Source organism: Clostridium merdae (assembly GCF_900176635.1).
In the GTDB taxonomy this organism is placed as follows: Bacteria; Bacillota; Clostridia; order Oscillospirales; family Acutalibacteraceae; genus Faecalispora; species Faecalispora merdae.
Genome location: NZ_FXLN01000004.1, coordinates 971,385 through 997,897, shown reverse-complemented (window position 1 = coordinate 997,897; position 26,513 = coordinate 971,385). Strand labels below are relative to the sequence as shown.

Below are 26,513 nucleotides of genomic sequence, written 5' to 3'. Positions count from 1 at the left end.
TCATCACTCCTTTTTTTGTCTGTTTTGACGATTTCATCTTACCGTATTTTTTTCCAAAAATCAATCCAAAAGTTTTGTAAACATTTATTATTTGAAATATGAATGAACTCTGAATTCTGATGAAGTAACAGCATTGTAATTGCTATGGCGCAAAATCCATACTATAATAAAACAAAAGGGTGCCGCTAGCAGGCGCCTTTGTTTTGTGAGAAAGACGGTGAATAAAATGAGAGATGGCAACCGTTGCTGCGCAATTGTAGTTGCAGCCGGCAGCTCCAGCCGAATGAAATGCACCGATTCTAAAATATGGCTTCCACTTTGCGGTATTCCCGCCATTGTACGTACACTGATGGCCATGGAACAGGCAAAGACAATTGACGAAGTGGTTGTAGTCTGCCGGGAATGCGATATCGAAGAGATGAATCAAATGATTGTGCAATATTTGTTTCGAAAACAGTATCATATTGTAGCGGGGGCAAACTCCCGTCAGAGCTCCGTAGCTTGTGGTGTGGCTGCTGTACCGCTGGACTGCGCGTACATTGCCATTCATGACGGCGCCCGCCCTTTGGTTCGCCCAGAGCTAATTGACCGGGTAGTTCTAGATGCACATAGCTTTGGAGCCTCTGCTCTTGCTATTCTGGCTAGAGATACGATAAAGAAAGTGGATGAACAAGGCTTTGTAGTGGAAACCCCGCCGCGTTCGCAGCTTTGGAACGTACAAACACCGCAGGTATTTCGCCGTGAGTTGTACGAATCTGCAATGAAAACGGTCGCCGGTGATTATACCGATGACTGCCAGCTCATTGAACAAACCGGCGGCAGGGTTCACCTGTGCGAGGGCTCACCAGATAATATTAAACTGACAACGCCCGAAGATATTTTGTTTGCGCAGGCAGTATTAATGAGTAGGGAGGGTGGTTATACATGAGAATTGGGCATGGTTACGATGTGCACCGTTTGGTGCCGGAGCGTCCCTTAATCATTGGAGGAGTAACAGTTCCCTATGAGCTTGGTCTTTTGGGGCATTCCGATGCAGATGTATTGTCTCACGCAGTGGCGGATGCCCTGCTTGGCGCCGCCGCATTGGGCGATTTGGGAGCATGGTTCCCGGATTCTGACCCCGAATGGGCCGGGGCAGATAGCCTCAAGCTGTTGAGCCGCGTATGCGAATTAATTGGCGAAAAGGGCTACCAAATAGAAAATATAGATGCTACGGTGGTGGCGCAGGCTCCAAAGCTTCGTCCGTACATTTCTCAGATGAGGGAAAATATTGCACATGCCTGCGAAATTTCATTGGATGCAGTTAGCGTAAAAGCCACAACGGAGGAGCATCTTGGCTTTACCGGAGCAGGACAGGGCATCGCCGCTCATGCAGTTTGTCTGCTAAAGTAGAAAAACAGGTTATCAACTCGTCTTCCCACCGCATATTCTGTTAATAAAAACAGAGAGGTGATGTTTGTGGGCAAGCCTGTTATTTTGCTTGGTTCCATCACTTATGCGATGAAAAGCCGGGACATTTTGTTCCGTTATGGAATTAAATCGTATGTAGAGAGAACACCGCGCACGCAAGACCGACTCGGGTGCGGTTATGGAATTTTTGTACCGGATAGAACCGATCAAGCGGAAGATATTTTAAGGAATTCAGGTGTTCGAGTTTTGGGAAGATCTGAGAGAGCTGGTGGGGTATGATTTACCTCGATAATGCAGCCACCACGTACCCTAAGCCTCCTCGTGTGATAACGACAATGGCAGACGCACAAAGGACGAAGGGTGCGAACCCGGGTCGCAGCGGGCATAAGCTTTCTATGGCCGCTGCGGAGGAGCTTTATAACTGCCGGCAGCTTGCCGCGGATATGTTCTCTGCTCCCGGGCCGGAATGTGTTGCATTTACGATGAATTGTACCATGGCTCTTAACATGGTTATTAAAGGTGTTTTGAAGCCAGGTGACCATGTGGTAACCTCAAATTTGGAGCACAACGCAGTCATGCGGCCGCTTCAGGCTCTGGCAGACCAAAATATAACATTTACGCAGGCACAGGTTGTACCTGGGGATAATGATGCGACAGTAGATCATTTTCGCCAAGCATTGCAACCCAACACAAAGCTGATTGTTTGCACGCACGCCTCAAATGTTTGGGGAATTCGCTTGCCTGTTGAGCGTATTGCTGCACTTGGCAAGGAATACGAAATCTGCACAGCAGTAGATTGTGCGCAAAGCGGTGGCGTGCTGCCTATAAACCTAAATGATAGTGCAATTGATTACCTTTGCATGGCCGGCCACAAAGGGCTCTATGGCCCCATGGGAACCGGAATGCTGATTGCCAAGTGCGGCTCACTGCCCAAAACAATTCTGGAGGGTGGAACCGGTACAACGTCGTTTTCATTCCTGCAGCCGGATCAAATGCCGGAGCAGGCGGAAAGCGGTACGCCGAATCTACCGGGAATTGCAGGGCTTAGAGCCGGTATGGAATTTGTACGCATGAAAACAGAAAAAGTCATATTTACGCACGAAATGCGCCTTGTGCAGCAGTTATACGATGGTCTGGCTAAAATGAACGGTGCGCACCTTTACACGCAGCGGCCGGAAGAAGCCTATTTTGCACCGGTTCTCTCCTTTAATCTGAAGGGAATGTCGAGCGAGCAGGTAGCTGGTAAGTTAGATAACGCCGGAATAGCGGTACGGCCCGGTTTGCATTGCGCACCTGCAGCACATCAATTTATGGGTACGTTGGAACAGGGAACTGTGCGCGTATCACCCTCTGCTTTTAATAATAGGAATGAAATCGAACGGTTTCTGATGGTAATTCGCAAAATCAAAGCGGAATCCTAAATTAAATTGTTGCATATTGCTGTATATATGGTAAAATAAATAAAAAGAGGCTAGAGTTGCGGGTAATTTACTGCGAGTCTGCTACGGAGAGGAAAAACATGGAGCTTCTCATAAATGGTTGGGGTAATGTTATCGGCTTGGTTAAGTCGTTTCAAATAACGGATGCTCTGGATGTCATTGCGGTATCCTTTATCATATATAGTGGTATTAAGCTGGTTCGCGAAACACGGGCCGAGCAGCTGGTTAAAGGTTTGATGATTCTGCTGCTGGTATGGGGCGTGTCCTACTACCTGAACCTGCACATGGTTGGCGCTCTGCTGAACTATTTCTTTCAGTTCAGCGTGTTTGCGTTGCTGGTTGTGTTTCAGCCGGAGTTGCGCCGCGCTTTGGAGCAGCTAGGCCGGAGCGGGATTGGCAGCAGTGCCAAAGGCTGGTTATTTACCGGCGTAAAAGATGAATCGGACCTTCACCAGAAGCTCACCCGTGGAATTAATGCAACGGTTGAGGCTACTGTTGTTCTGCAAAAGCAGAAAATGGGAGCCTTGATTGTGTTTGAACGCCAGACAAAGCTGGGGGACATTGCAGACACGGGTACAGTTATTAACGCAGACGCATCTGCCCAGATAATCGGCAATATTTTCTTTAACAAAGCACCTTTGCACGATGGTGCTATGATTATACGTGACGGCATGGTGTACGCAGCTGGCTGTATACTCCCTCTGACCAAAAGCGACAAGGTCAGCTTGGATTTGGGTACGCGGCACCGTGCCGCTATTGGTATTAGTGAAAACTCCGACGCAGTGGTTGTGGTAGTCTCAGAAGAAACGGGGCAAATTTCTATTGCAGTAAATGGGGTATTAACCCGCAACTATACCCGAGAGACTCTCAGAAGTGAATTGCAAATTTTAATTATTCCGGAGCAGGAATCCAGTGAAAAGCGGTCCCGCAAGATTCCTTCCATTAGGAGGGCAAAGAAAGATGAAGAATAAAAAGCTGGATACTTCCGTTCTGTTTTATAATGACCGCTTTGTAATGGTCTTCTCCGTTTTTACGGCAATTGTGCTGTGGTTTATTATGGCGACTGTCAATACACAGGAGCGGCCTCGGATTATTTACGATGTGCCGGTTACCATTAAGCTGTCAGATGCGAGTCAGGAACAAGGGCTCAAAGTATTTGATCAAACTGTTAAAACAGCAAAGGTATCCATTCGTGGCAACAGCATCGTTGTCAATCGCATCAAGCCCGAAAACATTCAGGTAGTTGCTTCTTTGGCATCCTCTATTACTCAGCCAAATAACTATACGCTGCCTTTAACCGCGCAAAAGGTAGGTTCTTTGGCAGATTACGAGATTGTTTCGGTTGAGCCAAGCTCGATTATTGCCAATGTGGATGTGTATAAGGAAGTAACCTTCCCCGTGCAAGATAATATTACCTTTAAAGCAGACCCCAATTATTTTGTTAGCCCACCTTCTTTCTCAGAGGATACAGTGGTTATCTCTGGCCCGGAAAGTGAGATTGCTAAGATTAAAAAGGTATCTGCGGAATACGAGGTAAAAGAGACCCTAACGAAAAATAAAAGCTTTACTACCGATTTGGTGCTGTATAATGCGTATGGTGAAAAGCTTTCAACCGATAAGCTGACGATGAGCAATAAGTCTGTAGATGTGAATATCACGGTATTGGCAAGAAAAGTGGTAAAGCTGTCACCAGCCTTCACTGGCAAGCCTGTGGGACTAGCCCTCTCCTCTGCTGTACAGAAGATTACACCGGAGACCATTGAGGTTGCAGGGCCGGAGGACGTTCTTGCAAACCTGAATGAGCTAAGCCTGGAAGCGATCGATTTTTCGAAGCTTTCCATTAATAATCAAAATCTTCAGGTAGATATTACTCTCCCACCTGGCTGCAAAAATTTAAGTAATGTGTACACAGCTACCGTTAGCTTGAATTTTAATGGATTTAAGAGCAAGAAGCTTAGTGTAACAGATTTTCAAGTGAAAAACTTGGCGGCAAGCAAATCAGCTCAGGTATTTACAAAGAGCCTAGAGATGACCTTAATTGGGCCAGCCAAACAAATTGATGCTATTACAGCAGCCGATGTATTTGCTCAAATTGATTTAGCAGGTAAAGACAGCTTTACCGGTCACTCTGAGTTTCCCGTTACGCTAGTAACGAAAAACAATACGAGCATTTGGGCTTTTGGCGAGTACAAAGCGAACGTAAGTGTAACCGAAAAAGCTAGTTAAATCTGAAACACGGAATATATTTATAAGAAAAGGGATGCGTTACCGCATCCCTTTTGGTAATTTTTGTATTTTCAAGAAATCACAGGTATGTAACTTGACATAATCTGGTAGGAGAAATATAATAAATGTAATTGCTGTATTTTCCTCTTTTTTGATGGAAAATGCCAGTAAATATTATTTTGTGGGAGGAATTGGATTGAAAAAAAGATTGGGGTCATTTTTTCTGGTTTTCGCGATGTTGATGACGCTGATAATCCCAGCGTATGCAGATACATACACAACCGATTTTATGATCAGCTCTACCTTTGCTCAGATGAAAAAGGGAGATACCATGCAATTGCGGGTATACAGCGGCACAACAGAAGTGACGCAGGCCACTTGGTCTTCCAGTAACCCATCTGTAGTGCAGGTTAGCAGCACAGGAACGGTAACTGCGCTTGCAGTAGGCCAAGCAACGGTTACAGCCACTTCGCCCACTGGGGCAACGGTTAGCTGTTCTGTGAACTGCCTGGTAAACGTTGGTATTCCGGGAATCGATGTTTCGCAGCATCGCGGAGTTATCGACTGGCAGAAGGTGAAGGCAGCGGGCATTCAGTTTGCCATCATTCGTACCGGTTATGGAAACGAAAACTGGGCTAAGCAGACCGATACTCAGTTTGAAGCGAACTATAAAGGTGCAACCGCAAACGGAATTGCAGTAGGTGCATACCATTACAGCTATGCAACCAACGCCACCATGGCAGCTCAGGAGGCAGAGATGTGCCTAAATGCCATTAAGGGGCGCCCCATGCAATACCCGGTTGTTTTCGATGTAGAGGATAAGGTACATAATTCGCTTTCTGCTGCGCAGATGGGTGAAATTGTAAATGCGTTCTGCAGCAGAATTCAGCAGGCAGGCTACAAAACAGCGGTTTACAGCTATGTGAACTTTTACAACGCACGCCTTACCAGCCCTCTTGTAACTCAGTACGATACGTGGATTGCCCATTGGGGAGTAAGCCAGCCTAACTTTAACCGCCCCTATACAATGTGGCAGTACAGTGCGCAGAACGTACCCGGCGTGAACGGCCTTTGCGACATGAATTACAGCTATGTAGATTATGCCGGCACAGCCTCTCAGCAGCCGACGAAGCCAACTGACCCGAGTGTGTTTGCGAGCAGCGCATTAAACTCATATGCGTTTACAGAGCAAAGCCAGGATTACTTCTATCGAATCACAACGGCAGATGCTGCGGCACCTGTAGCTACGTCTTCTGACCCGAATGTGGCTGAGGTTCGATTCTCGCAGCAGTCTTCTGACGGCTACATTTTCCATGTAATCCAAAAGGGTGAGGGTCAGGCGACCATTACAACAACCTCTTCTGTTACCGGGGCATCTACGTCCTTTACCGTAACGGGTAATGCTTTACCGAAAATCGTGTATTTTACCGATTTAGGTACAAACTTTAGCTTGCAGAAGGGTCAAACCTATTCTCTGCGTGTAATGCCTACCGTTATTACCAGTAATGTAAAATTCTTGATTGGTAATCCATCTGTTATAACGGGTGGAACGGTTCAGTCCACCACAGGTGGCTGGAGCTACCCCATCACTGCAGTGAACAGTGGCAGTACCCCCATTTATGCGCAGGTTGGCAACCGTGCACCGGTTCTGGTTGCAACTGTAACGGTTTCCTAATACAATTATAACAAGTTGAAACCCGACCGGCTCACAAAGGCCGGTCGGGTTTTTATATGCGTTGTAGTGAAATGAGTCTCTATTTCAATTTTCAATGTGATTTGTAAGTCTTTTATATTGTTGAGAATCACGCCCAATAAATGGTTTAATAAAATTTCAAAATAGAAAATAGGTTGGTGAGAAAATGGAATATATCCTCATTGGTATTATTATTGTTTTAATTATATTGCTATTATTGAGCAGAAAGAAATCGTCTGCGCTGGATAAACTCCCATACCAATATAAAAAAAGAACATATTTCTTTACCAAGAATGAACTCAAGTTCTATCGTGACTTGGTAAAAGAAACGGCAGACCTTAATGTTGTGTTGTTTTCAAAGGTTCGTCTTGCGGATCTTATTGAGCCAAAGGAAAAGGGGGAGAAATGGCATTCTCAATTTAACCGTATTAAATCCAAACATGTTGATTTTGTGATTTGTGAACCGATAAGCATTAAGCCAATACTGGTTATTGAGTTGGATGATAGCAGCCACGACAGAGCAGATAGGCAAGAGCGAGATTCCTTTGTGGACAAGGCACTTGCTCAAGCAGAAATACCAATCATACATACCAAAAACAGTTCTGGTATAAGGGAAAAAATCAACTCAGCCATTTAAAAAGATGCATAGGGGAGAGGTACAGAGACAAGGGGATAAAGACGCAAAAAACCCACCTGAAAACAGGTGGGTTTTGTTATGGTGGACGATATAGGACTTGAACCTATGACCCTTCGCACGTCAAGCGAGATTATCCGGATTGTGTTCGGCTGAAAATTGAAAAAGGGAAGAGGAAAGATAACTGTCCAGCTTATCCACGTTCTTCGATTTCATCAGTTCATCAAGGTGTGTATAAACGGAGATTGTTGTTTTAATATTACTATGACCGAGTAACTTTGCGGCGGTTAAATAATCAACTTCTGACAGATACAACAACGTTGCGTAAGTGTGCCGCAGGTAATGAGCAGTAATTTCTTTTATATTAGTAGTTTCTGCTCCCGGAGCTTTGCACAAAGTTGTAATGTAGCTCTCCCACATACGCCGCCAACTTATAAGGGTGTGCATCTCACCGTTAGTACGGGGACAAACATACTTTGACCGGGTAGCCGCTTTTGCATCTTGCAATATCAACGCAAGGTCAAGTGTAATATCAACCAGCCGTCCCATTGATGTTTTTGTACCGGACTTTATCTCAAAGCGATTGCCGCCTTTGCATTCTGCGCTCTTGGTGACGTTAATTTTTAACCCGTCAATGTCAATATCGTCCCAAGTCAACGGGATAAGCTCACCTCGCCGTAAACCTGCCAGCATCATCACCAGAGCACCCACACGAGCACGGTGTGGCGTGGAGATAATCAACCCTTGCTCAGTTGCCGTCAACGCTCTACGGTAACGGCGGGGAGCATAGCGGGATACCTCACGTCCCCGGGCAGGATTTTTGTTAATTAACTCTAAATCCATTGCATACTCAAAGATACGGTTTGCGGTACTGCGTACATCAACCAACGTTTGCCGTGATGATGGTCTACCTGTATTTGGATTACAATCCGTCAGAGCGTCCAGCAGGGCATCTATATCCATAGGCTTTATGCTCTCTACGTCCATAGTGCCAATATACCGCAGTAGATGGTTTATGTAGCAACGCAGGTTTTTAAATTGGGAGAAGCTAACCTTGTTTTTACGAGTCTTAAGCCAGAGAGCCGCCAGAGATTCAAAGGTCATTCAATACCCACCTTACGTTATAATAACTGTAGTCATATTTCCCACTACGGCGAGTATCAAAAAGCATTAATACATTAGAGTTATAAAGATTCCTTGCAACAATGGCAGAAACAACTCCCAAAAGCTCGCCATCGACAGAAAGTAATACAACATAGCGGAATTTTTCAGAACCGTGTAAGCAACGAACACTAATATAACCACCATCAAAAAGGACTTGCAAAACCTGATAGACATTATACTTTTTCATGTTCTTCCACATTTTCAATCTCTCCAATCGCTTCCAGTATTTTTTTCGTATTGCTTGCGGCGGTCTCATCTGCTTCACCCTCCGAAAAATACTTAAACCAGATATTAACACCCTCTGGTCTATATTCCTGCGTTTCAACGGCATCATAGTCGCTATCGTAAATCTTGGTTTTAGGTTTTCTGACAAGGCCATGACCACCCGCATAGTAAAAAGAACCGAATATTTTTCGAAAATCCTTTGTAACATACTTTGTAATGTAGCGGGATACTCGTTCTTTCTGGTCATCAAGAGCAATAGCCGTACTATAACCAAGTGACCATTGAGGCATGTTGTAAATGGTCTGTCCTGCTTTGGTTGTATGTCCAGAGTCAATCATTTCAAAATTCCCGGAAAGCAAACCGTGCATATGTATTGCACCTTTCTTGTGATACTCCGGGATAACCAGATACCGAGCGTTATTTCTCTTCACACGATTATTTAAAAAATATTTGAGCTTCTTGCTAACTTCTTGCGGATTAAATCTGTCAATCAAATCCGGGTCTAAAGTCCATGTAACAAAATAATCAAAATCATTGCACATAGCAATGTCGAAAATCTTTTCTTTTGCACGTTTCACATTATCAGCCCTTACTTCATTATCCATATTTTTTGGTTTAGAAATGGGTTCAGGAGGGTCTACACGTTCCATGTATTCATCAATTTTAAATATTGGTTTTGAGCAAACCGTTATTTTACGCTCCCCATTGGGATAGATTCGCTCTTTCGTATTCGCAAAGACCTCCCTTGCCATTGTCACAGTAGGCAAGTAAATCATTGCTTATTCTCCTAGTGACTGTAATTTGAGGCTATTATCAAGTAATAGCCACCCAACCCCACCCGCTACCGGGCGGGGGCTTCGGTGCCGCCCAAGGGCGGAGCCCCGGAAAGCCCCCTTACTTACCTTTCCGCATACGCTCTAGCTTACGGCTGGGCTTTGTCACTGCTTCGGGGTTTGCGGGCTGGTTGCACTGTAATGCCAAGATTTCTGTCGAGGAAAGCATATCTCCATCTTTAACCGACTTTTGCAGATTTCCAACACAAGCCAATGTATCATAGGCATTATAATCTGCATCAGTTACAAACCATGCACGACGTGCAAGAGGTGCTATAAGTTGCACATTTGTTGCGTTTTCCATCTCCCATGCATCGTATACGTTTTGCCGCTGAAATCTCCAAAGTTTATTACAATCGATAACCGCAGAGGTTACTTGCCGTAGAAGAGCGTCAACGTGTCCAAATCGTTGTGCAGTATAAAACAGCGAGATATGATAATGTCGGCAAGTAAGCAATGTATTGAGAAACAAAGGGTCTATGTTCGTTTTAAAATTGCGTGAGTTCATTTGAACGCTGAATTCATCCCCAAGGACAAGCGTAACCGTAAGAGTGTCATTAATATCATCCAATTCAGCACTATTTTCCGCATGATAAATGATTTGCCCTAAAGATGTAAATTGCTCATATGGAATATTTAAATTTACATTGGACAAAACACGTACCTGCTGTGTAACAAATTTATTGCGGCGAGAGCACCAGACCATTTTTCCATCATATTTTTTAAAATCTGAAACAACTCTATGAACAACAGAAAGTGTCTTGCCCTTACCAAATAAACCAACATAAGCGAGAAGCTCTCCAGTCTGGCAAAGGTTATAACGTTTCTCACGGAAATATGAAATAATATCCTTAACTCCACATGAAACCACCTTAACAGGATGAAAAACAGCGCACCGGAATACAGGGAACATCACAAAGCAAAAACCAAGTGCTATTAGTATAAAAAGCCCCATTTTTAAACCCTCCGGATAAAAGCAAAAAATCCGGTGAGAATCGATGTGAACGACCGGAATACAGCAAGCACCAAAAGCAAACCAACAAAAACAGAGAGCAAATAGGGGATAAGTTCCGCTAAGTTTGTGGGCGGTACAACGTCAATGCCCACAATACCAAAAAATTCGAGGATTGTCTGATTCATCAGCGAAAACTCCTTTCAAAGAACCAGAAAATAAAGCCGCCAAGTAGCATCAAAACAAGAATCAACAGCAAGCCATCTGTTACAGAATAATCGGTGAAAGGTACAGTCAAAAAATCCTGTACAGGAACAGAAGAAATTTCTTCTATTGGTAAAGTAGAGGAAACCTCCGAAACAGTACTAGTAACGTCCATCATTTACCCTCCAAAACGCCAAATATAAACCAAAGTACGATGCCAGCAACAACCGAAAAAAGAAATACAGACCAGAGAGAAAAGGTAAAGCCATAGGCATTAATCGGAATGTTTAATACATCATAAGTGAACTTAAAAACAGCGGCGAAAAGTTCCATTGTGTCCTCCTATCGCTTTATAAGCACACGAATCAAGCCTGCCGCAATAACAGCCGCCATGCCTAAAATAATCAGAGAAGTAAACTCTTTAGGCAAATAAGGGAATATAGCGGCAAGAAAAGCAGTAAAGCCAGCAAACAACGGCGGCAATTGCTCAAAAATAGATAGGAGGCTTTTAACTAAACCGCCAATACCATCTACAATCACACTCAAAAGAGCAGTTAAAGCACCAAAAATTGCCCCAAGTATAGCACCAAGAAAGTCTGCAATACCCTTAAAAACCTTACCAAGCATCTCGCCAATTACCGACCAGCTACCACCGCCATTATCTTCGCCGGGAGTGCTGCTAGAACTATTTCCACCAGACGAATTACCGTCTGGAGACCAATACTTATACTCCGTCGTAATCGCACCTTTATTGACCGTGATACCATCATCACCATAGACTACGACAGCAGTGCTGCCATCCTCCAAAGTGAGATTATATGTACGGTCACCATAGTCATAAGTCCAATTTGTGATGTTATAAGTGGTATTAGTGCTATAATCATGCAACGTTGTCACATCGCCGTTAATAACATTGCTATTATCAATATAGTTTGGATTGTCACCGGGTGTAGCTAAAGTACCATCATATCCAGATGGACGAGTGCCGTAATCTTCCGCACCAGCTAGTGCATAATCGTCTGCCACTATATCAACAAAGCAAGCACCCTGAAAAGATTGTGAAGTTTTATTAATATGAAAAGCTGTATAAAAACAATAGACTTGATTCGCATCAAAATATAAGGAATCTGTAATGTGCATACCATTATCAGTAGGGTATAATGCTAAATCATTAAAAACTACAGTACCGTTAGGTTTGTTTTTGTATATACGATTAGTTAATGAGCCATTAGAGCCGAAAGTTAAATTAGGTGCAAAAGATAAAATATACTTACCTGAAACTGGCACTGTAAAATAAAAAGAATAATTAAAAGTATGATCACCGGTTGAACCAGAAACATATCTTAAAAGCAAAACCTGTTCTTTAGTAACAGATACATGAGTTTCTTCTGTAGGATAAGAGTGCACAAGGTCAAAATCTTCTTGATAAACATCAGATAGAGTATTTGCATTATCAGTTCCACGAGTAGCAGGCCAAGCGCGGAAAACATCAGATTTTGAAATGGTTGTTTTACGCAAACTCGAAACATACCTATCGTACTCGTCTTTGCTAGTGAATCGGCTTGCACCACCACCAGAAGCACCGCCACCATTACCAACATGCTCCGAATCTTTATTTTTATTTATCCAGTCATAAATGGAGACATAGCCGCCCATACGGCTAGGCTGGGAAGATTCAGCGGCAAGGGCTACCGAGCCAGAGAGCGCAAAGCAGAGAGAAAGAAAGAGAGCAAGGAAACGGCGCATACTGTCACCACCTTTTTAATTTACGGTTAAATGCCGCATAGAGAGCCACAGCCATGGCAAACAAGATAAAATATAGAAAAAACGAAAGAGCCGGGACGCTTTGAATAACCGCTAATGTGTGCGTAAAAAGGCTCATGCAAGAAAAATAGAAATCAAACATATTACACCCCATTAATCAAACCAGATAATCAAGCGAGCAAAACAAAGCATAATAAAATTGAGGTAAAGAAAAAACCGACAGAATTTTTCATTATCCAATCAATAACCCCCCCAAAAAAAGAAATAGGGGACGGAGCTTTTGCCCCGCCCCCGGCTTTGGAACGCTGGATTTATTTTGCTGTCTTTTTGGCCTTGCGGAAAATAGTAAAACCAACACCTGCAACACTTGCACAGACCGAGAACAGCAGAACCGGATTACCAAGAATCATAGTAAACACAGCACCAACAACCGTTGTTACGTCTGCAATTCCTCCAACAATAGCTTCCATAGTTCAGACCCCTTTCTAAAATAGATTAATAATGTAAAGGCTTATTTTGCCGGGGATACAATGTCAAAATCATTAACGCGACCGTATTTGTTATAATACAGTTCAATATCAGAGCCAACGGGGATTTGAGCGACCATTTCAGGCTTCAAGCTAATTGCTTCGGCTATATCGCCCTCTGTGCCTTTCATAGATTCGTCAGCCGGATACACAACAAAGATTTTTCCAAAGGTGATAACTTCTCCGGTCTTTTTGTCTGTAAAACTTCCTACACGTTTTCCAATTACGTTCATTGCCATTTCATGCACCCCTTTCTTTGTAATAATGATTCCTAATTGAACGAAACTTGCTTCCGAGGAAGAAAGTGGTATACATTCTTTTGAATGTATACCAACATTTTACATTTAAACGAATGTAAAGTCAAGACATTTATTCGAATGTAGTATAAAATATTTGCAAAGGGTGGTGATGTAATCTGTATTATTTAGAAAGACTTCGTGAATTACGGGAAAATGCTGATAAAGGACAAAAGGAAATTGCAGAATTTCTCGGTATAACTCAGCAACAATATAGCTTGTATGAAACAGGTACAAGACATATTAAAGTAGAACATTTAGTAGCTTTAGCAGAATACTATAAGGTAACTACAGATTACATACTTGGTATTTCTAATAAGAAAAGGCCGTGCTCTTAAGCACGGCCTTTCTTTCATTTTGAACTTAGTACATCATCTCGACCAACGCCCCAGCTTGCAGGTGAGCCGCCCCCACCCTTAATAGAATCATCCGATTTAGCAGATACATTAATGAAAATTAAAAAGCAAACCAATGCCAAGACAATAAAAAAGATAATTGATTTCCGCATTTTCATACATCCCCTTTCCCCAAAAACAGATATATGTCTTATTTTCCATTATTTTACAATATAATATATAATAATACAATACATTCTTATAAAAAAGCCCCGGCTAATTGCCGGGGCTTAGCGTGATTGAGCACCGCCAACGGCTACGCCGGGCGGGTGCAGATACGTGCCAGCAGGTGCAGACACTCCCGTGTGCGTGAGTGCCTACGGTAGCGGCATCATCCATCGGGGCGCACCTACCGAGTTTACTGGACAGACGGACAGGGGGAGTTCAGCGGTACAACTGCAAGGCATCAGGACGCAAAAAACCCACCTGAAAACAGGTGGGTTTCTTTACGTAATATTCGTTGGTGGACGATATAGGACTTGAACCTATGACCCTTCGCACGTCAAGCGAATGCTCTAGCCAGCTGAGCTAATCGTCCATATTATAGTTGCTGTGCTTTTCGAATGCTTGGTTATTATATCTTATTTTAATTTAAAAATCAACCCCTAAATTCAAGATTTTTTGTTTTTTATGGTTAGAATTTTGAAAAAAATGTAAATTAAAAGAAAATTTTATAATTTTAAATAATTATACCAAGATATTTAAGACTTCTGCCGATATACGTAATGAGAGTTTCTGATTCTTCAGCAATCGTCAAACTCAAGGAGGATACAGAGTGGATATTTCAACAATTATTGGAGTAGTGATAGCATTTGGCTCTATTATTGGGGGCTATTTGCTGGAACACGGCGTTCTAAGCGCTTTGGTTATGCCATCCCCCTTTCTTATCGTTGTTGGCGGTACGTGGGGAGCAATTATTCTTTCCTTTGGATTAGGGGAGATTGGAGCAGCGTTTAAGTTTTTTCTCAATACTGTCTTTACAAAAAATGCACCAAATCCAGAAAAGCTGATTCAGAAAATGTCCGAAATGGCAGATGCCTGCCGTAAGGAGGGTCTGCTCAAACTGCAAACCATGCTGGATGATTCCGACATTAGCGATGACAGCTTTCTGCCACTCAAAGAGGGCATGATTCTAACGCTGGACATGAAGCCGGCAGAAGAAATCGCAGCCACTATGGAAGCAGATATGGAAACCTACATGGTAAAAAAGAACATGGAAATTGAAGTGTTTATTGCTGCGGGTGGTTTTTCACCAACACTGGGTATTATTGGTACCGTTATGGGTTTGATTCAGGTGCTTTCGAATATGACGGACGCAGCTGCGCTGATGGCCTCTATTGCGGTAGCGTTCCTGGCAACCTTGTATGGTATTTTGTTTGCAAACCTTTTTTACTTTCCGATGGCGAATCGAATGAAAGCAGACTTAAAGCGCCAAAAGGTATACCGTGAGATGATGATTGAAGGCATGTGCCTGATTGCCAGCGGTAAATCTGCAAGAGACGTAGAAAATCAGTTGTCCCTTTACTATCATGTGTTCAAAAATGGCCATAAGAAGTATAAAGAGGGCATCAATAACTAATTGCATGGAGAATAAACTGCTATGGCGAGAAGAAAAAGAAGTGGTGAGGCGGAAGCCCCAGAAAATCATGAAAGATGGCTACTCACCTATTCAGATATGATCACGCTGCTTTTGGCGTTGTTTATGATTCTGTATTCGATGAGTTCTATCGATGCAAAAAAGTTTGCCAAAATGGCGGAGCAAGCCGGGCACCAAATGGGCGCAGTCACTAGCGATGTCACCGCGGGTGGCGGTGGTGGTGGCGGTGGTACAGGCGGTAGCGGGAATGCTGCCGGGGCTGGCAGTGGAGTGGAAACAAATGCTGGTAATCTTACCAATAAGATGGATGCCTTGGATGAGGTATACTCCATTTTACAGTCTTATGTAGAAAAGAATCATCTTGAGGACCAAATTGGCTTGGTGAATACGAATACATATGTCAAAATTCACCTGAAGGATAAGATGATGTTTGTTCCAGATAGCTCCCGAATGCTGCCCGAAAGTGAACCAGTGCTCAAAGAAGTGTCGGATGCGATTTCAAAAGTGTATGACCGTGTAGACCACATTACGTTTAGTGGACATACAGCAGACGTAGGGCCGCATACGTTGTCTGGCGACCAAACCTCTTGGCGGCTTTCTACGGAGCGCGCCGTCACAGTGGTTACCCGAATGATTGGTTACGGAATGAAGCAAGATAAAATCTCAATTGAAGGCTACGCCCATTTTTCACCGGTTGCAAACAATAACAATGAAGAGGGTAGAGCCAAAAACCGGCGTGTGGAAATTACTATCTTGAAAAACCCGCCGATTATACCGGCAGATATATCAAAACCGGCTCCGGATGCTGCTTCTTCCTCAACACCACAAGCCAGCGGACAAACGGAATCCAGCAAAGCAGCGCACTAAAGTACAATATGTTCGAAAGGTTAACAGGCCGCCGTTACAGGCGGCTTGATTTTTTCTATTTACCTGCGCAAAAGGCAGAATCCGCCGGCTTGGCTTGAATTCTAACCGCAAAATGGTATAATAGGAAAAAGATACTGACATACTGAAGTCAAAACCGCCTTTGTTTTGGCGGCTGCGCTTTTTGGGAAGATTTTGAAAAAAAGCATACTGAAATTGTTAAAGGGATGGATTCTATGGAAAAAAAGACATTTTATATTACTACTCCAATTTATTACCCCTCTGGGCAGCCGCATATTGGGCACAGCTATTGCACCGTTGCCAGTGACGCAATTGCCCGTTACAAACGGCTGCAGGGCTTTGATGTAATGTTCTTAACCGGCACGGATGAGCACGGCCAAAAAATTGAGAACAATGCAAAAAAAGAGGGCATTACTCCCAAGGCATATGTTGATAAAATTGTAGAAGGCTTTCAAGATCTTTGGAAGCTTTTGGATATTAGCAACGACCGCTTTATTCGTACAACAGACGATTACCATGAAAAAGCCGTTCAAAAGATTTTCCGTGCTCTTTATGATAAGGGCGAAATTTACAAAGGAAAATATGAGGGCTGGTACTGCACGCCCTGTGAGGCATTTTGGACGGAAACTCAGCTAAAAGATGGCAAATGCCCCGACTGCGGTCGTGAGGTAAAGTGGGCAGAGGAGGAAGCGTATTTCTTCCGTCTTTCAAACTATGCAGACAAGCTCTTAAAGCTGTATGAAGAGCAGCCGGATTTTATTCAGCCGGAAAGCCGTAAGAACGAAATGATTCAGTTTATTAAAAACGGCCTGAATGACCTTTGTGTTTCTCGTACCAGTTTTTCTTGGGGAATTCCAGTGGACTTTGACCCGAAGCATGTTGTGTATGTTTGGCTGGATGCACTGACCAACTATATTACTGCTATGGGTTATGGCTCCGAGGATGAAGCAGATTACCGCAAGTATTGGCCTGCAGATGTTCATTTTGTGGGCAAAGAAATCGTTCGTTTTCACACCATCATTTGGCCTGCCATTTTAATGGCGCTTGACTTACCCTTGCCGAAGCAGGTATATGGCCACGGCTGGTTGCTGTTTGGCGATGGCAGTAAAATGAGCAAAAGCAAGGGCAACGTGGTTGATCCCGTTGTTTTGTGCGACCGATATGGTGTGGATGCCATCCGTTACTTCTTGCTGCGTGAAATTCCGTTCGGTGCAGACGGTAACTTTACCAATGAGGCTCTCATCAGCCGTATTAATTCTGATTTGGCGAACGATTTGGGGAACCTCGTTTCCCGCACAACCGCCATGGTTGGCAAATACTTTGATGGTGTAATCCCCGCGGAGCAGGAGAAAGCTCCTGTGGATGAGGAACTGGAGCAGGCAGTTATTACCCTGCGTGAAAAGTGCGACAAGGCAATTGATTCCTACCAGTTCTCGAACGCACTTACAGAGATTTGGAAGGTAATTTCTCGCACCAACAAATATATCGATGAAACGGCGCCTTGGGTTCTAGGAAAAGACGAAAGCCAAAAAGCAAGGCTGGCATCCGTCATGTACCACCTGTGCGAAGCGTTGCGTGTCATTTCCATCCTCGTTACTCCCTTTGTGCCAAATACCGCTCCCAAAATTCAGGAGCAGCTAGGTGTTGGGCAAGAGGTGTTGGGCTATGAGAATGCCGCCACATGGGGTCTTCTTCCGGCAAATGCGGTCATTCAAAAGGGTGAGACTTTGTTCCCCCGTATTGATGTGGAGAAGGAAATTGAGGAGCTCAACAAGCTGATTCCCTCTACTGTTCCGGCACAGGAAGAAGCAAAAGAAGAACCGAAGGAAGAGAAAAAAGAACTTCCCGAGGGGCTTGCACAGATTACCATTGATGATTTTATGAAGGTAGAGCTGGTCGTTGCGAAGGTGCTTCATTGCGAGCCCGTCAAACGTGCAAAAAAGCTTTTGAAATTTACTCTGGATGATGGCGTGGGCGAGCGTACCGTTGTTTCTGGCATCGCAAAATGGTACAAGCCGGAAGATTTAATTGGCCATAGCATCGTTCTGGTTAAGAATTTAAAGCCAGTAGTGTTGTGCGGCGTAGAAAGCCAAGGAATGATACTTTCTGCGGACTGTGGGGAAGATAACGTTCGAGTATTGCTGATGGATGGTATTCCCGCAGGCTCTAGCATTCATTAAAGGATAGATGAAATTGGAACGATTAATATTTGATTCTCATGCTCATTATGACGACGAAGCGTTTACGGATGACCGTGACGAGCTTCTGCATCGCCTTCCAGAACAAGGCGTGTGCAATATAGTCTGTATGGGTGCAGATTACGACGGATGCAGGGGAGCGCTTGAGCTTGCTTCCCGGTACTCCTATATTTATGCGGCGGTGGGAATCCACCCGGAAAATGCGGCGGGTCTTCCACAGGACTACCTCAACCAACTTGAAGAATGGGCAGAAAATCCAAAGGTAGTTGCCATTGGAGAAATCGGTCTGGATTACCACTACGAGGATATGGCACCGCGTGAGTTGCAGCGAAAGGTTTTTGAAGACCAGATTTTGCTGGCAAAGCGCAGGAATCTGCCCATTGTAGTGCATGACCGTGAAGCACATGGTGATATGCTGGAGATATTGAGTCGGCACAGGCCCAGAGGCGTAGTGCATTGTTTTTCCGGCAGTGTAGAAATGATGCGAGAAGTGGTAAAACTGGGCATGTACATCGGCCTTGGCGGCGTTGTCACATTCAAAAATGCTCGCGTAGCTGTTGAAGTGGCTCGCGAAGTCCCATTAAATCGCCTATTAACAGAAACGGATGCGCCATACCTGGCGCCGGAGCCATTCCGTGGGAAGCGCTGTGATTCCTCTATGATTCAATATGTTGCACAGCGTATTGCCGAGATTCGTGGAATCACGGCGGAGGAAGTGTTGCTGGCTGGCCGCCGTAATGCAGAAGAACTGTTTAACATCATCTCTGAGGGGTAATGCAATTTGACAATCACCTATGTAGTAGAAGAAGACCATTTATATGTTAATATGACCAACCGCTGTCCCAATGCCTGCGATTTTTGCGTTCGCTCTTTAAACGAGCGGAAAGAGGGCGAGGCAGACCTTTGGCTGGAGCGTGAGCCCACCAAAGAAGAGGTTTTGGAACAATTAAAAAGCAAAGATTTAGACAGCTACCGAGAACTGGTGTTTTGCGGTTATGGCGAACCTACCTGCCGTTTTGATGACTTGGTCTGGCTGTGCCAGCAGGTGCGGCAGATTAGCTGTGTTAACATACGGTTAAATACAAACGGACTCTCCGACTTGATCAATGGGCGCTCTACCGCACCCGAGCTTGACGGACTTTTGGACAGTGTTTCCATTAGCCTGAATGCTGCTACGCCGGAGAAGTACCATGAAATATGCCGGTCAAAATATGGGCTGGAGGCGTTGCCGGCCATATTAAAGTTTACCAAAACCGTAGGTATGTATGTTCCGAAGGTGTATATGACTGTGGTAGATAATATGCCTCATGAAGAAATCTTAGCCTGCGAAAAGCTGTGCAAAGAAACGGGGGCTACTTTCCGTGTTCGCCAGTTTTTAGATCATCAGTCTTATGTAGAGAAATAAAAGATGCGCCTCCTCGGCTCGAACCGAAGAGGCGCATCTTTTCTAATGATTTGTTGATAGAAATCCAAAATGTTCGAATTAGTATCATTATCAACGAAAAAAGAATCGGAGGTTTGTAAAATGATGCAAAGCATAGAGAGCCGAAGAAGTATTCGAAAATTTAAAAGAGATGGAATACCCATGGAGCTGCTTGAGCAGGTGCTTTCGGCAGGAATAAAAGCACCCTCCAGTAAAAATAAGCAGCCGTGGCGCTTTGTTGTGCTTGGCGGTAAAGCGAAAAACGAGATGCTCCACTCTTTTGAGGCTGGGCTAGAGCGTGAGCAGGAGGGGAATGTCGCCTTATTAGAAAAGAACCGGAATGCTTTACCAGACGCATGGAATACGTTGAATATTTTAAAACAGGCACCGGTTGTACTTATGGTGCTTAATGCGGAATCGGGAGATCCGTTTGTTTCTATCAGCAAGGAGGAACGGGTTGCGGAGATTGCGAATACGCAGTCAATCGGTGCGGCTATTGAGAATATGATTCTAACTGCACAAGAGCTGGGTCTTGGCTCTCTTTGGGTTTGCAATACCTTTTTTGCATACACTGAGCTTAGCCAGTGGCTTGGCAGCAGTGTTCAGCTTGCTGCTGCGCTTGCCCTTGGCTATGCCGATGAAGCACCCATGCCGCGACCAAGAAGAAAGCTGGAAGATGTAGTGACATATCGTTTGGAAGAATAAGTGCTGATAAAAAATGAAGCCGTCCCTTTTAAAGGGACGGCTTTTTTTGATTATTAATCAGTCTTTTTTCCAAGTCATGAAAAGCTCCTGCTCGCCGGTATCGGAGTTTTTCTGCTCACGCTCCACCGTAAAGCCGTGCTTTGTGTAAAAGTGAACGGTATTTTCACTCTTCTTATACACGTTTACTTCCAAATGTGTATACTTTTCTTGGCACCACTCAATGAGTTTGGTACCAATGCCTTGATTCCAGTTGTCTGCATCTACAAAAAGTGCAGCAATAAAACTATCCTCTAATATGCTGACAAAACCCTTTAAACGGCCATGCTCACCGTAAACAACGGTCTCAGCCATAGAGAGATGTTCGTTGCGAACCGTTCTATATTTGTTCAGCCAATGTTCTCTGGAAATGAACGGGTGTGCCTTTGTAATGGCGTTCATCCAAAGCTGCATTACGGCATCTAACTCGTCTTTATGAAACTCTCTGATCATAAGTATTACTCCAATCTCTCATTTTGTTCTGCCATATTTCCCTAAAACCTGGGAACGGTGAATAAGCGGTACGAATAAAAACGGAAGGATGTTGGTTATATTATACAATTATACACCATTAAAGTTAAATTGAAAAGGTGAAATTGAAAATATTCTATGAAAAAAGCGCACAGTTTCCTCAACTGAGCGCCATTCTCCTTTGAATCAGCTTATCGTTTATTATAAGCATTGAAAGACCAAAAATCAAGTAAAAAATAAATCGATTTACCATGTTTATGTGCTAATCTTGTAAATGGATTTTTTATTAGGATTGTGCATGCTGCATATTGGGGTACACCTTTCTTAGGTAGTCGTCTGTATACTGCTGGTCGAGCCATTGGCTTACCGGGCCGGATGCAGGAATGCCATCCTGCCGCATGCTCTGGCGTTTCACCGCCATGCCCGAAATTGCAATATTTATCACCATAAAAGCCAGAAGAATACGGGTTAAAATAACACCGGTACGGCTGGGGATTTGTTCAATCCAGTTCGTAAGGGAGGGCAAGGTGTGTTTGATAAAAACAAGGCCAAGAATCCCCCAGAACACGGAGTAAGTAAGGTTGGTTCTTCCATGCAGGTTTAAGACAGAATCACTGTACTCCCAAGAGATGGTGCCGAAAAGCTTTTCCTGTAAAAAAGAGCAGACATACTCAAGAGCACCGCCTAAAAACATGCTGCAAAAAAAGATAATCATACTATTGCGGTGGCGTATGCGGTACAGTGCCACAGTAAAGAGTAAAGCCCCGAGCCCATAAACAGGAGTAAAAGGGCCGTACAATAAGCCCTGCCGGCTCTCAAAATAACCAAGCCGAACGTAACACCACAGGGTCTCAACAATATAGCCGATCATGCACCCGCTTAGAAAAATCCAAAATTGTTTGTATCGGTTTAACCCGTGTGCAAAAGAATAGGGGTTTCCCTCCATTATGTAGCCTTTGCGCTGAAGCTTTGTTGTAATCATTGAATGGTTCCCTTTCTTTAGTGTACTTCATTGAGTAGTTTTTTTATGAATGAATTAAGTAAATAATTGGATTATCGCAATAAAATGAATATTGATATGATACCATAATTGAGAAGATTCGGCAAAAAGCAGGCCATTACCAGACCTTAACAGTAGAGTACGAATTGTATTATAGGGTAAATTATGGTATCATAAAAGAATAAAATCCTAGATAAGTTGGGAATGGGAGATGACGGAATGGATGTTTTTGTAGAACAATTACTTCAAAAGAAAAAAGGTCGCAAGGATTATATGATTATTGGTGCCGCCAGTGTCTTTGGGCTAATACTACTGGCGTTGTGTACCCAGGTTCCCTTTCTAATTCCTTTTCTTTTATTAATTGTTGCAGGTGTATTTGCAGGCATTTATTATGTAGCCGCATCCAGAAATTTGGAATTTGAGTACAGTACCACCAACGGAGATTTTACGGTGGATCAAATTACAAACCGTAGCCGTCGCAAGCGGATTTGCGGCTTTGACCTGAAATCCGTAGAGGAGATGGGGCTTTACAACGCCTCCACACTTCAAAACAGAACCTTTGCGAGCCGACTGATGGTTGGTGTAGACGATGAGGGCACGGATGCGTGGTACTTTGTCGTGCATTTGAAGGATGCAGGAAACACTTTGGTTGTGTTTAACCCCAATGAAAGGATGCTGACGGCAATCAAACCGTTTTTGCCCCGGCAGGTATCTGTAAATGCTTACCGTGGGCGTTGATCTGGTTGAGATTCCCCGGGTCGAGCATGCTATGCGCAACCCGCGCTTTTGCCAGCGTATTTTGGGTGCGAGAGAGTACGCCCAGCTTTCGGAGCGTGGATTCCCGGCGGCAAGTGTGGCCGTCAGCTTTTGTGCCAAGGAAGCTTTTTCGAAAGCTCTTGGTACCGGTGTGCGGGGCTTTTTGTTAAGCGAGGTACAGCTTTTGCGTGATGACCTCGGTAAGCCCTTTCTATTCTTGGAGGGAGCTGCCCGCAAAGCGGCTCAAAACATGGTGTTTACAGTCAGTGCTACGCATACCGACCGGTACGCGTCCGTTACAGTCATCGGAGAGGAGCGTCACAGCAATGAAGGTATTCGAAAGCGGTGCCATGCGGGCGCTGGAAGAAAAAGCAGTTCAGGCAGGAACCAGCTACTCCGAGCTTATGGAAAACGCAGGCTTGGCAGCCGCGCAGATACTGAGGGAGAAAGCCGCCGGAGCGCATTTCGTCATACTGTGCGGAAAGGGCAATAACGGGGGCGACGGCTATGTTGCCGCACGGCATTTATCAAGCTGGGGAGCACAGGTATGCGTGGTGCTAATTCAAGGTGAGCCGGAAACCGAATTGGCAAACCAAATGTTTCTTCAAATAAATCGGGAACAAATTCAAGTTCTGGATTGGAAAAAAGAACCGGATGAAATAAAAACGCAAGTGTATGGAGCCGATTATGTACTAGATGCAATGTATGGAATTGGCTTTCGCGGCAGTTTGACAGAGTATCTATTTCCTTTGCTTGATGCAGTAGAAACCTCCGGTGCACACGTATTGGCGTTGGATTTGCCCAGCGGAGTTGCTTGCAATACGGGAGAAGTGCCTGGTCGCTCGATGAAGGCGGCTCAAACCGTGAGCTTTACGGCTCTAAAGCCAGCTCATCTCATTGAGCCGGGAAGAAGCTTTTGCGGAACCGTAACGGTGGTACCCGTGGGTATTTCGAAAGAATGGCTTGATAAAGAAACCGCCTCGTTATTTACCATAGAAGAAAAGGATGCTTCGCTCTTATTCAAACAACGGGAACAGAATACCAATAAGGGCACCTATGGTACTTTGCTTTCTGTTTGTGGCAGCAGGGGGATGGCAGGTGCAGCGATGCTGGCAGCGCGTGCAGCTCTGCGCAGTGGAGTTGGTTTGCTTAATATGGCAATTCCCGCGGAGCTTTATCCGGTTGTGGCCGGTGTGCTCCCCGAGCCTGTTTTTACAATATTGGAACACGAACGCAATGGTGTGATTTGTAAAGAAGATTCTGCTATGTTAAATCAAAGAATGCTGAGTGCTTCAGCAGTGCTCCTTGGCTGCGGAATTGGTACCTCTGCCTTTGCTCGCTCGCTTCTTCGGCGTGTGGCGGCTTGCACCTCCGTACCGCTTGTAATCGATGCAGATGGAATAAATCTCTTGGCTGAGAATATAGATATATTGAAAACAGTCAGAGTGCCGGTCGTACTTACCCCGCATCCGGGGGAGATGGCGCGGCTTCTTCATTCCACAACCGAGCAGGTACAAGCGCACCGTTTGGAATATGCCAAATGCTTTGCACAGGAACATGGCGTAACCCTTGTTCTAAAAGGCTCTGGCACCATTGTAGCCAATGCGGACGGCCGTGTGTTTGTTAACACCACGGGCAACCCGGGCATGGCAAAAGGCGGGAGCGGAGATGTGCTTGCCGGTATAATTGCCTCTTTTATAGCGCAGGGAACCCCGCCTTACTGGGCGGCGGTATTTGGCGTATTTCTGCATGGGCTTGCGGGTGACCGCTGTGCGAAGAGGCTGTCTCAGCGTGGAATGCTTCCGTCTGATATGATTGAGGAGCTGCCCTTACTGTTTTCAGAATTTGAACAATAAGGGTGATTTCATGCGCAAACCGACCCGTCTTCTTGTTATTCTGTTTTGCCTCATTTGTTTGGCAGTTTTGGCGGCGGGGTGTTCCCCGTCACTCACACAACCCGTGGTAAATCCGGTAATGACCTTTGAGTCGAAAGCCAATGTTTCCGTAGGGAAGAGTCAATACATTTGCAAACTGCAATATACCGCTGGGCAGGGCGCACAGCTTACGCTGTTAGAACCGCAGGAGCTTGAGGGCATGACATGGGTGTGGGATCATAAAATCCTTTCCGTTAGCTACCAGGGGTTAACAGTGGCACAGGATAATCTCATGCTCCCGCAGACGGGAATGATACCGATGATTCTTAAATCTTTGGATGCCGCTTCGGTGGATGGCGCGTTAACAACCTCCGGTGATGGGCTATTTTTTGGCAGTGGCGAAAAAAACAATTTCACACTTACAGCGGATCGCCGTACTGGGCGAATCAAGCAATTGGCTATTCCAGAAGAAGAACTGCTGGTGGTGTTTGAACCAATTACCGAGAAATAATAGTACCGCTCTGTGCAAAAACGGTTGTGCCTATTTCTTTAAATAGAAGTAGGAATAAGATAGCACCTGGTTTGCTACCCTATATGTTAGGCTGTGTGATTGATAGCCTAACATATAGGGTGTTTTTATGAACTTCAATCTTTATAGTTTTAACTAGGGACGTTTGAACAGAGACATTGACAAACAAAGATTTTATTGTTATATTTGTACATGCAAATGAGGTGTTGGTATGGATAATAATCTACTTTCAAATTGTTCGGATAGCAAGCTCTATGGCTGCTTATTTTTTTCTACTACAAAGTTGGCGCGTGAGCTAGGCAGGCTTGCAGATGAAGCCTTTAGTAAAACCGGGCTGTCCCCTAGCCATGCCGTTTTGCTCTATATTATTAATTTAAAGAGGGAAGTACAGCAAAAAGAGGTAGGGGAGCTGCTTCATCTAACGCCCTCTACGATAACCCGTTTGGTAGATAAATTAGAGCGAAAGGGTTATGTGAAAAAGCATTCGGAAGGGAAAAATGTTTGCTTGCTGGCAACAGAAGAGGGGTTACAGCAGCAAGAGCAAATTGTTTATTCTTGGAGCCAACTTCAAAACGGCTATCAAGGTGTACTAACGGAAGAAGAAAGCTTGTATTATTTAGAGATGAATGACAAACTTTTGAGAAAGCTAACGGGTGAAAAAAATTAAACCTGAGATTGCTTGATATCAATACGTTAAATAGTATTTAGACTTAAGTATAGATGAAGGGGATTTTTTATGAATATTTTGGTTATTACTGGAAGTCCGCGAAAAGGTGGAAATACAGAAATTATGGCAGATGTGTTTGCACAAGCTGCAAGAACGGCAGGCCACACAGTAATCATAAAAAATCTGAGCCAATTAAAGGTTGCCCCTTGTATTGCCTGTCAATATTGTTTTACTCATGATGGTGAGTGCGTGCAAAAGGATGATATGAATAGCATTTTAAAGGATTTGGATACAGCCGATATGCTGGTCTTGGCATCTCCTATCTATTGGTTTGATATTTCAGCTCAGACGAAGTGTTTTATAGACCGTATGTATGCTTTCGGGAGGAAAGGCTTTCATATTCAATCTATCGCCATGCTGCTGAATTCTGGAGCAGACAATGTGTATGCAGCCGCTGAAGCTCAGCTAAAGGCGATTAGCTCTTACTTAAAATGGGAGATAAAAGGGATTATAAAAGCACCGAATATGACAGAAAAGGGGAGTATACAGAACTCACCTGATTTGCAAAAGGTTCGAGATTTTGCAGTAAGTTTGAAAGAAAGTGTGTGAG

General features: G+C 44.3%; 33 protein-coding genes, 1 tRNA gene and 1 pseudogene. 21 read left to right on the top strand and 14 right to left on the bottom strand.

Annotation, left to right across the window (positions count from 1 at the left end):
• Window positions 1-205 precede the first annotated feature (205 nt).
• The 8 genes from ispD (at window position 206) to CAN90_RS10345 (ending at window position 7,405) form a co-directional block, all read left to right on the top strand.
• A complete protein-coding gene (ispD, locus tag CAN90_RS10380) occupies window positions 206-928 on the top strand; it encodes a 2-C-methyl-D-erythritol 4-phosphate cytidylyltransferase (protein WP_242953627.1) in 723 nt (240 codons plus the stop codon).
• A complete protein-coding gene (ispF, locus tag CAN90_RS10375; protein ID WP_085833752.1) occupies window positions 925-1,392 on the top strand; it encodes a 2-C-methyl-D-erythritol 2,4-cyclodiphosphate synthase in 468 nt (155 codons plus the stop codon). Before ispD ends, ispF begins: the two co-directional genes overlap by 4 nt.
• A 60-nt stretch (window positions 1,393-1,452) precedes the next feature.
• Window positions 1,453-1,689: a putative Se/S carrier protein gene (locus tag CAN90_RS10370; RefSeq protein ID WP_085833751.1), complete on the top strand. Its 237-nt coding sequence runs from the start codon at window positions 1,453-1,455 to the stop codon at window positions 1,687-1,689.
• The gene (locus CAN90_RS10365; protein ID WP_085833750.1) at window positions 1,686-2,831 is read left to right on the top strand and encodes an aminotransferase class V-fold PLP-dependent enzyme; all 1,146 of its coding nucleotides are present in this window, start codon (window positions 1,686-1,688) and stop codon (window positions 2,829-2,831) included. The genes CAN90_RS10370 and CAN90_RS10365 overlap by 4 nt, the downstream gene beginning before the upstream one ends.
• A 98-nt stretch (window positions 2,832-2,929) precedes the next feature.
• Window positions 2,930-3,820 carry a diadenylate cyclase CdaA gene (cdaA, locus tag CAN90_RS10360; RefSeq protein WP_085833749.1) on the top strand — a complete coding sequence of 297 codons (891 nt, stop codon included), beginning with the start codon at window positions 2,930-2,932 and terminating at the stop codon, window positions 3,818-3,820.
• On the top strand, window positions 3,810-5,075 hold the full coding sequence (locus CAN90_RS10355; protein ID WP_085833748.1) for a CdaR family protein: 1,266 nt from the start codon (window positions 3,810-3,812) through the stop codon (window positions 5,073-5,075). The genes cdaA and CAN90_RS10355 overlap by 11 nt, the downstream gene beginning before the upstream one ends.
• Window positions 5,076-5,271: 196 nt before the next feature.
• Window positions 5,272-6,750: a GH25 family lysozyme gene (locus CAN90_RS10350; protein ID WP_242953626.1), complete on the top strand. Its 1,479-nt coding sequence runs from the start codon at window positions 5,272-5,274 to the stop codon at window positions 6,748-6,750.
• 184 nt (window positions 6,751-6,934) lie between these two features.
• Window positions 6,935-7,405 (top strand): DUF2726 domain-containing protein, encoded by a 471-nt coding sequence (locus CAN90_RS10345; protein WP_085833746.1) that lies wholly within the window; start codon window positions 6,935-6,937, stop codon window positions 7,403-7,405.
• 120 nt (window positions 7,406-7,525) lie between these two features.
• Here the strand turns inward: CAN90_RS10345 and CAN90_RS10340 are convergent, their stop codons facing one another.
• The 10 genes from CAN90_RS10340 to CAN90_RS10305 all read right to left on the bottom strand — a co-directional run bounded on the left by CAN90_RS10340 (window position 7,526) and on the right by CAN90_RS10305 (window position 13,310).
• Window positions 7,526-8,506, bottom strand: a complete 981-nt coding sequence (locus tag CAN90_RS10340; protein WP_085833745.1) for a tyrosine-type recombinase/integrase — start codon at window positions 8,504-8,506, stop codon at window positions 7,526-7,528.
• Window positions 8,496-8,753: a hypothetical protein gene (locus tag CAN90_RS10335; RefSeq protein ID WP_143750820.1), complete on the bottom strand. Its 258-nt coding sequence runs from the start codon at window positions 8,751-8,753 to the stop codon at window positions 8,496-8,498. The genes CAN90_RS10340 and CAN90_RS10335 overlap by 11 nt, the downstream gene beginning before the upstream one ends.
• Window positions 8,740-9,567: a rolling circle replication-associated protein gene (locus tag CAN90_RS10330; protein ID WP_085833743.1), complete on the bottom strand. Its 828-nt coding sequence runs from the start codon at window positions 9,565-9,567 to the stop codon at window positions 8,740-8,742. Before CAN90_RS10330 ends, CAN90_RS10335 begins: the two co-directional genes overlap by 14 nt.
• A 118-nt stretch (window positions 9,568-9,685) precedes the next feature.
• Complete coding sequence (locus tag CAN90_RS10325) at window positions 9,686-10,579, bottom strand: hypothetical protein (protein WP_085833742.1); 894 nt, start codon at window positions 10,577-10,579, stop codon at window positions 9,686-9,688.
• A 2-nt stretch (window positions 10,580-10,581) separates the two neighbouring features.
• Window positions 10,582-10,764 (bottom strand): hypothetical protein, encoded by a 183-nt coding sequence (locus CAN90_RS10320; protein ID WP_085833741.1) that lies wholly within the window; start codon window positions 10,762-10,764, stop codon window positions 10,582-10,584.
• Window positions 10,764-10,958 carry a hypothetical protein gene (locus CAN90_RS10315; RefSeq protein ID WP_143750819.1) on the bottom strand — a complete coding sequence of 65 codons (195 nt, stop codon included), beginning with the start codon at window positions 10,956-10,958 and terminating at the stop codon, window positions 10,764-10,766. Before CAN90_RS10315 ends, CAN90_RS10320 begins: the two co-directional genes overlap by 1 nt.
• Entirely contained in the window at window positions 10,955-11,113 is a 159-nt protein-coding gene (locus CAN90_RS13600) for a hypothetical protein (protein WP_159450368.1), read from the bottom strand. Before CAN90_RS13600 ends, CAN90_RS10315 begins: the two co-directional genes overlap by 4 nt.
• 9 nt (window positions 11,114-11,122) lie before the next feature.
• Window positions 11,123-12,526 (bottom strand): hypothetical protein, encoded by a 1,404-nt coding sequence (locus CAN90_RS10310; RefSeq protein ID WP_085833739.1) that lies wholly within the window; start codon window positions 12,524-12,526, stop codon window positions 11,123-11,125.
• A 329-nt stretch (window positions 12,527-12,855) separates the two neighbouring features.
• Window positions 12,856-13,014, bottom strand: a complete 159-nt coding sequence (locus tag CAN90_RS13595; protein ID WP_159450367.1) for a hypothetical protein — start codon at window positions 13,012-13,014, stop codon at window positions 12,856-12,858.
• 41 nt (window positions 13,015-13,055) lie between these two features.
• The gene (locus CAN90_RS10305; protein ID WP_085833738.1) at window positions 13,056-13,310 is read right to left on the bottom strand and encodes a hypothetical protein; all 255 of its coding nucleotides are present in this window, start codon (window positions 13,308-13,310) and stop codon (window positions 13,056-13,058) included.
• A 176-nt stretch (window positions 13,311-13,486) separates the two neighbouring features.
• On the opposite strand from CAN90_RS10305, the gene CAN90_RS10300 reads away from it, so the two are divergent.
• A complete protein-coding gene (locus CAN90_RS10300; RefSeq protein ID WP_085833737.1) occupies window positions 13,487-13,705 on the top strand; it encodes a helix-turn-helix domain-containing protein in 219 nt (72 codons plus the stop codon).
• A gap of 14 nt (window positions 13,706-13,719) precedes the next feature.
• Here CAN90_RS10300 and CAN90_RS13590 read toward each other — a convergent pair whose 3' ends face one another.
• Window positions 13,720-13,875 (bottom strand): hypothetical protein, encoded by a 156-nt coding sequence (locus tag CAN90_RS13590; protein WP_159450366.1) that lies wholly within the window; start codon window positions 13,873-13,875, stop codon window positions 13,720-13,722.
• Window positions 13,876-14,223: 348 nt separating this feature from the next.
• A tRNA-Val gene (locus CAN90_RS10295) sits at window positions 14,224-14,300 on the bottom strand.
• A gap of 237 nt (window positions 14,301-14,537) precedes the next feature.
• Here CAN90_RS10295 and CAN90_RS10290 point away from each other — a divergent pair.
• The 6 genes from CAN90_RS10290 to CAN90_RS10265 all read left to right on the top strand — a co-directional run bounded on the left by CAN90_RS10290 (window position 14,538) and on the right by CAN90_RS10265 (window position 20,570).
• Window positions 14,538-15,341 carry a motility protein A gene (locus CAN90_RS10290; RefSeq protein WP_085833736.1) on the top strand — a complete coding sequence of 268 codons (804 nt, stop codon included), beginning with the start codon at window positions 14,538-14,540 and terminating at the stop codon, window positions 15,339-15,341.
• 21 nt (window positions 15,342-15,362) lie between these two features.
• A complete protein-coding gene (locus CAN90_RS10285) occupies window positions 15,363-16,226 on the top strand; it encodes an OmpA/MotB family protein (protein WP_085833735.1) in 864 nt (287 codons plus the stop codon).
• 233 nt (window positions 16,227-16,459) lie between these two features.
• Window positions 16,460-18,424: a methionine--tRNA ligase gene (gene metG, locus CAN90_RS10280; RefSeq protein ID WP_242953625.1), complete on the top strand. Its 1,965-nt coding sequence runs from the start codon at window positions 16,460-16,462 to the stop codon at window positions 18,422-18,424.
• A 13-nt stretch (window positions 18,425-18,437) separates the two neighbouring features.
• Complete coding sequence (locus CAN90_RS10275; protein ID WP_085833733.1) at window positions 18,438-19,217, top strand: TatD family hydrolase; 780 nt, start codon at window positions 18,438-18,440, stop codon at window positions 19,215-19,217.
• Between the two features lie 6 nt (window positions 19,218-19,223).
• Complete coding sequence (locus CAN90_RS10270; protein WP_085833732.1) at window positions 19,224-19,847, top strand: TatD family nuclease-associated radical SAM protein; 624 nt, start codon at window positions 19,224-19,226, stop codon at window positions 19,845-19,847.
• 120 nt (window positions 19,848-19,967) lie between these two features.
• Window positions 19,968-20,570, top strand: a complete 603-nt coding sequence (locus CAN90_RS10265; RefSeq protein ID WP_341456303.1) for a nitroreductase family protein — start codon at window positions 19,968-19,970, stop codon at window positions 20,568-20,570.
• Window positions 20,571-20,627: 57 nt separating this feature from the next.
• Here the strand turns inward: CAN90_RS10265 and CAN90_RS10260 are convergent, their stop codons facing one another.
• Window positions 20,628-21,059, bottom strand: coding sequence for an N-acetyltransferase (locus CAN90_RS10260; protein WP_085833731.1), 432 nt, complete (start codon window positions 21,057-21,059; stop codon window positions 20,628-20,630).
• Between the two features lie 304 nt (window positions 21,060-21,363).
• Complete coding sequence (locus tag CAN90_RS10255) at window positions 21,364-22,059, bottom strand: putative ABC transporter permease (protein WP_085833730.1); 696 nt, start codon at window positions 22,057-22,059, stop codon at window positions 21,364-21,366.
• A gap of 237 nt (window positions 22,060-22,296) precedes the next feature.
• Between CAN90_RS10255 and CAN90_RS10250 the strand changes: the two genes are divergently transcribed.
• The 6 genes and pseudogenes from CAN90_RS10250 to CAN90_RS10225 all read left to right on the top strand — a co-directional run bounded on the left by CAN90_RS10250 (window position 22,297) and on the right by CAN90_RS10225 (window position 26,512).
• On the top strand, window positions 22,297-22,815 hold the full coding sequence (locus CAN90_RS10250; RefSeq protein WP_085833729.1) for a DUF6106 family protein: 519 nt from the start codon (window positions 22,297-22,299) through the stop codon (window positions 22,813-22,815).
• Window positions 22,796-23,086: pseudogene (locus CAN90_RS13835) on the top strand (holo-ACP synthase); the annotation flags it as partial. The gene CAN90_RS10250 and the pseudogene CAN90_RS13835, both read left to right, overlap by 20 nt.
• A 73-nt stretch (window positions 23,087-23,159) precedes the next feature.
• On the top strand, window positions 23,160-24,689 hold the full coding sequence (locus CAN90_RS10240) for an NAD(P)H-hydrate dehydratase (RefSeq protein WP_242953624.1): 1,530 nt from the start codon (window positions 23,160-23,162) through the stop codon (window positions 24,687-24,689).
• Between the two features lie 10 nt (window positions 24,690-24,699).
• Window positions 24,700-25,218, top strand: a complete 519-nt coding sequence (locus tag CAN90_RS10235) for a hypothetical protein (RefSeq protein ID WP_085834338.1) — start codon at window positions 24,700-24,702, stop codon at window positions 25,216-25,218.
• Window positions 25,219-25,447: 229 nt separating this feature from the next.
• The gene (locus CAN90_RS10230) at window positions 25,448-25,903 is read left to right on the top strand and encodes a MarR family winged helix-turn-helix transcriptional regulator (protein ID WP_085833726.1); all 456 of its coding nucleotides are present in this window, start codon (window positions 25,448-25,450) and stop codon (window positions 25,901-25,903) included.
• A 69-nt stretch (window positions 25,904-25,972) separates the two neighbouring features.
• Window positions 25,973-26,512 (top strand): flavodoxin family protein, encoded by a 540-nt coding sequence (locus tag CAN90_RS10225; protein ID WP_085833725.1) that lies wholly within the window; start codon window positions 25,973-25,975, stop codon window positions 26,510-26,512.
• Window position 26,513 lies beyond the last annotated feature (1 nt).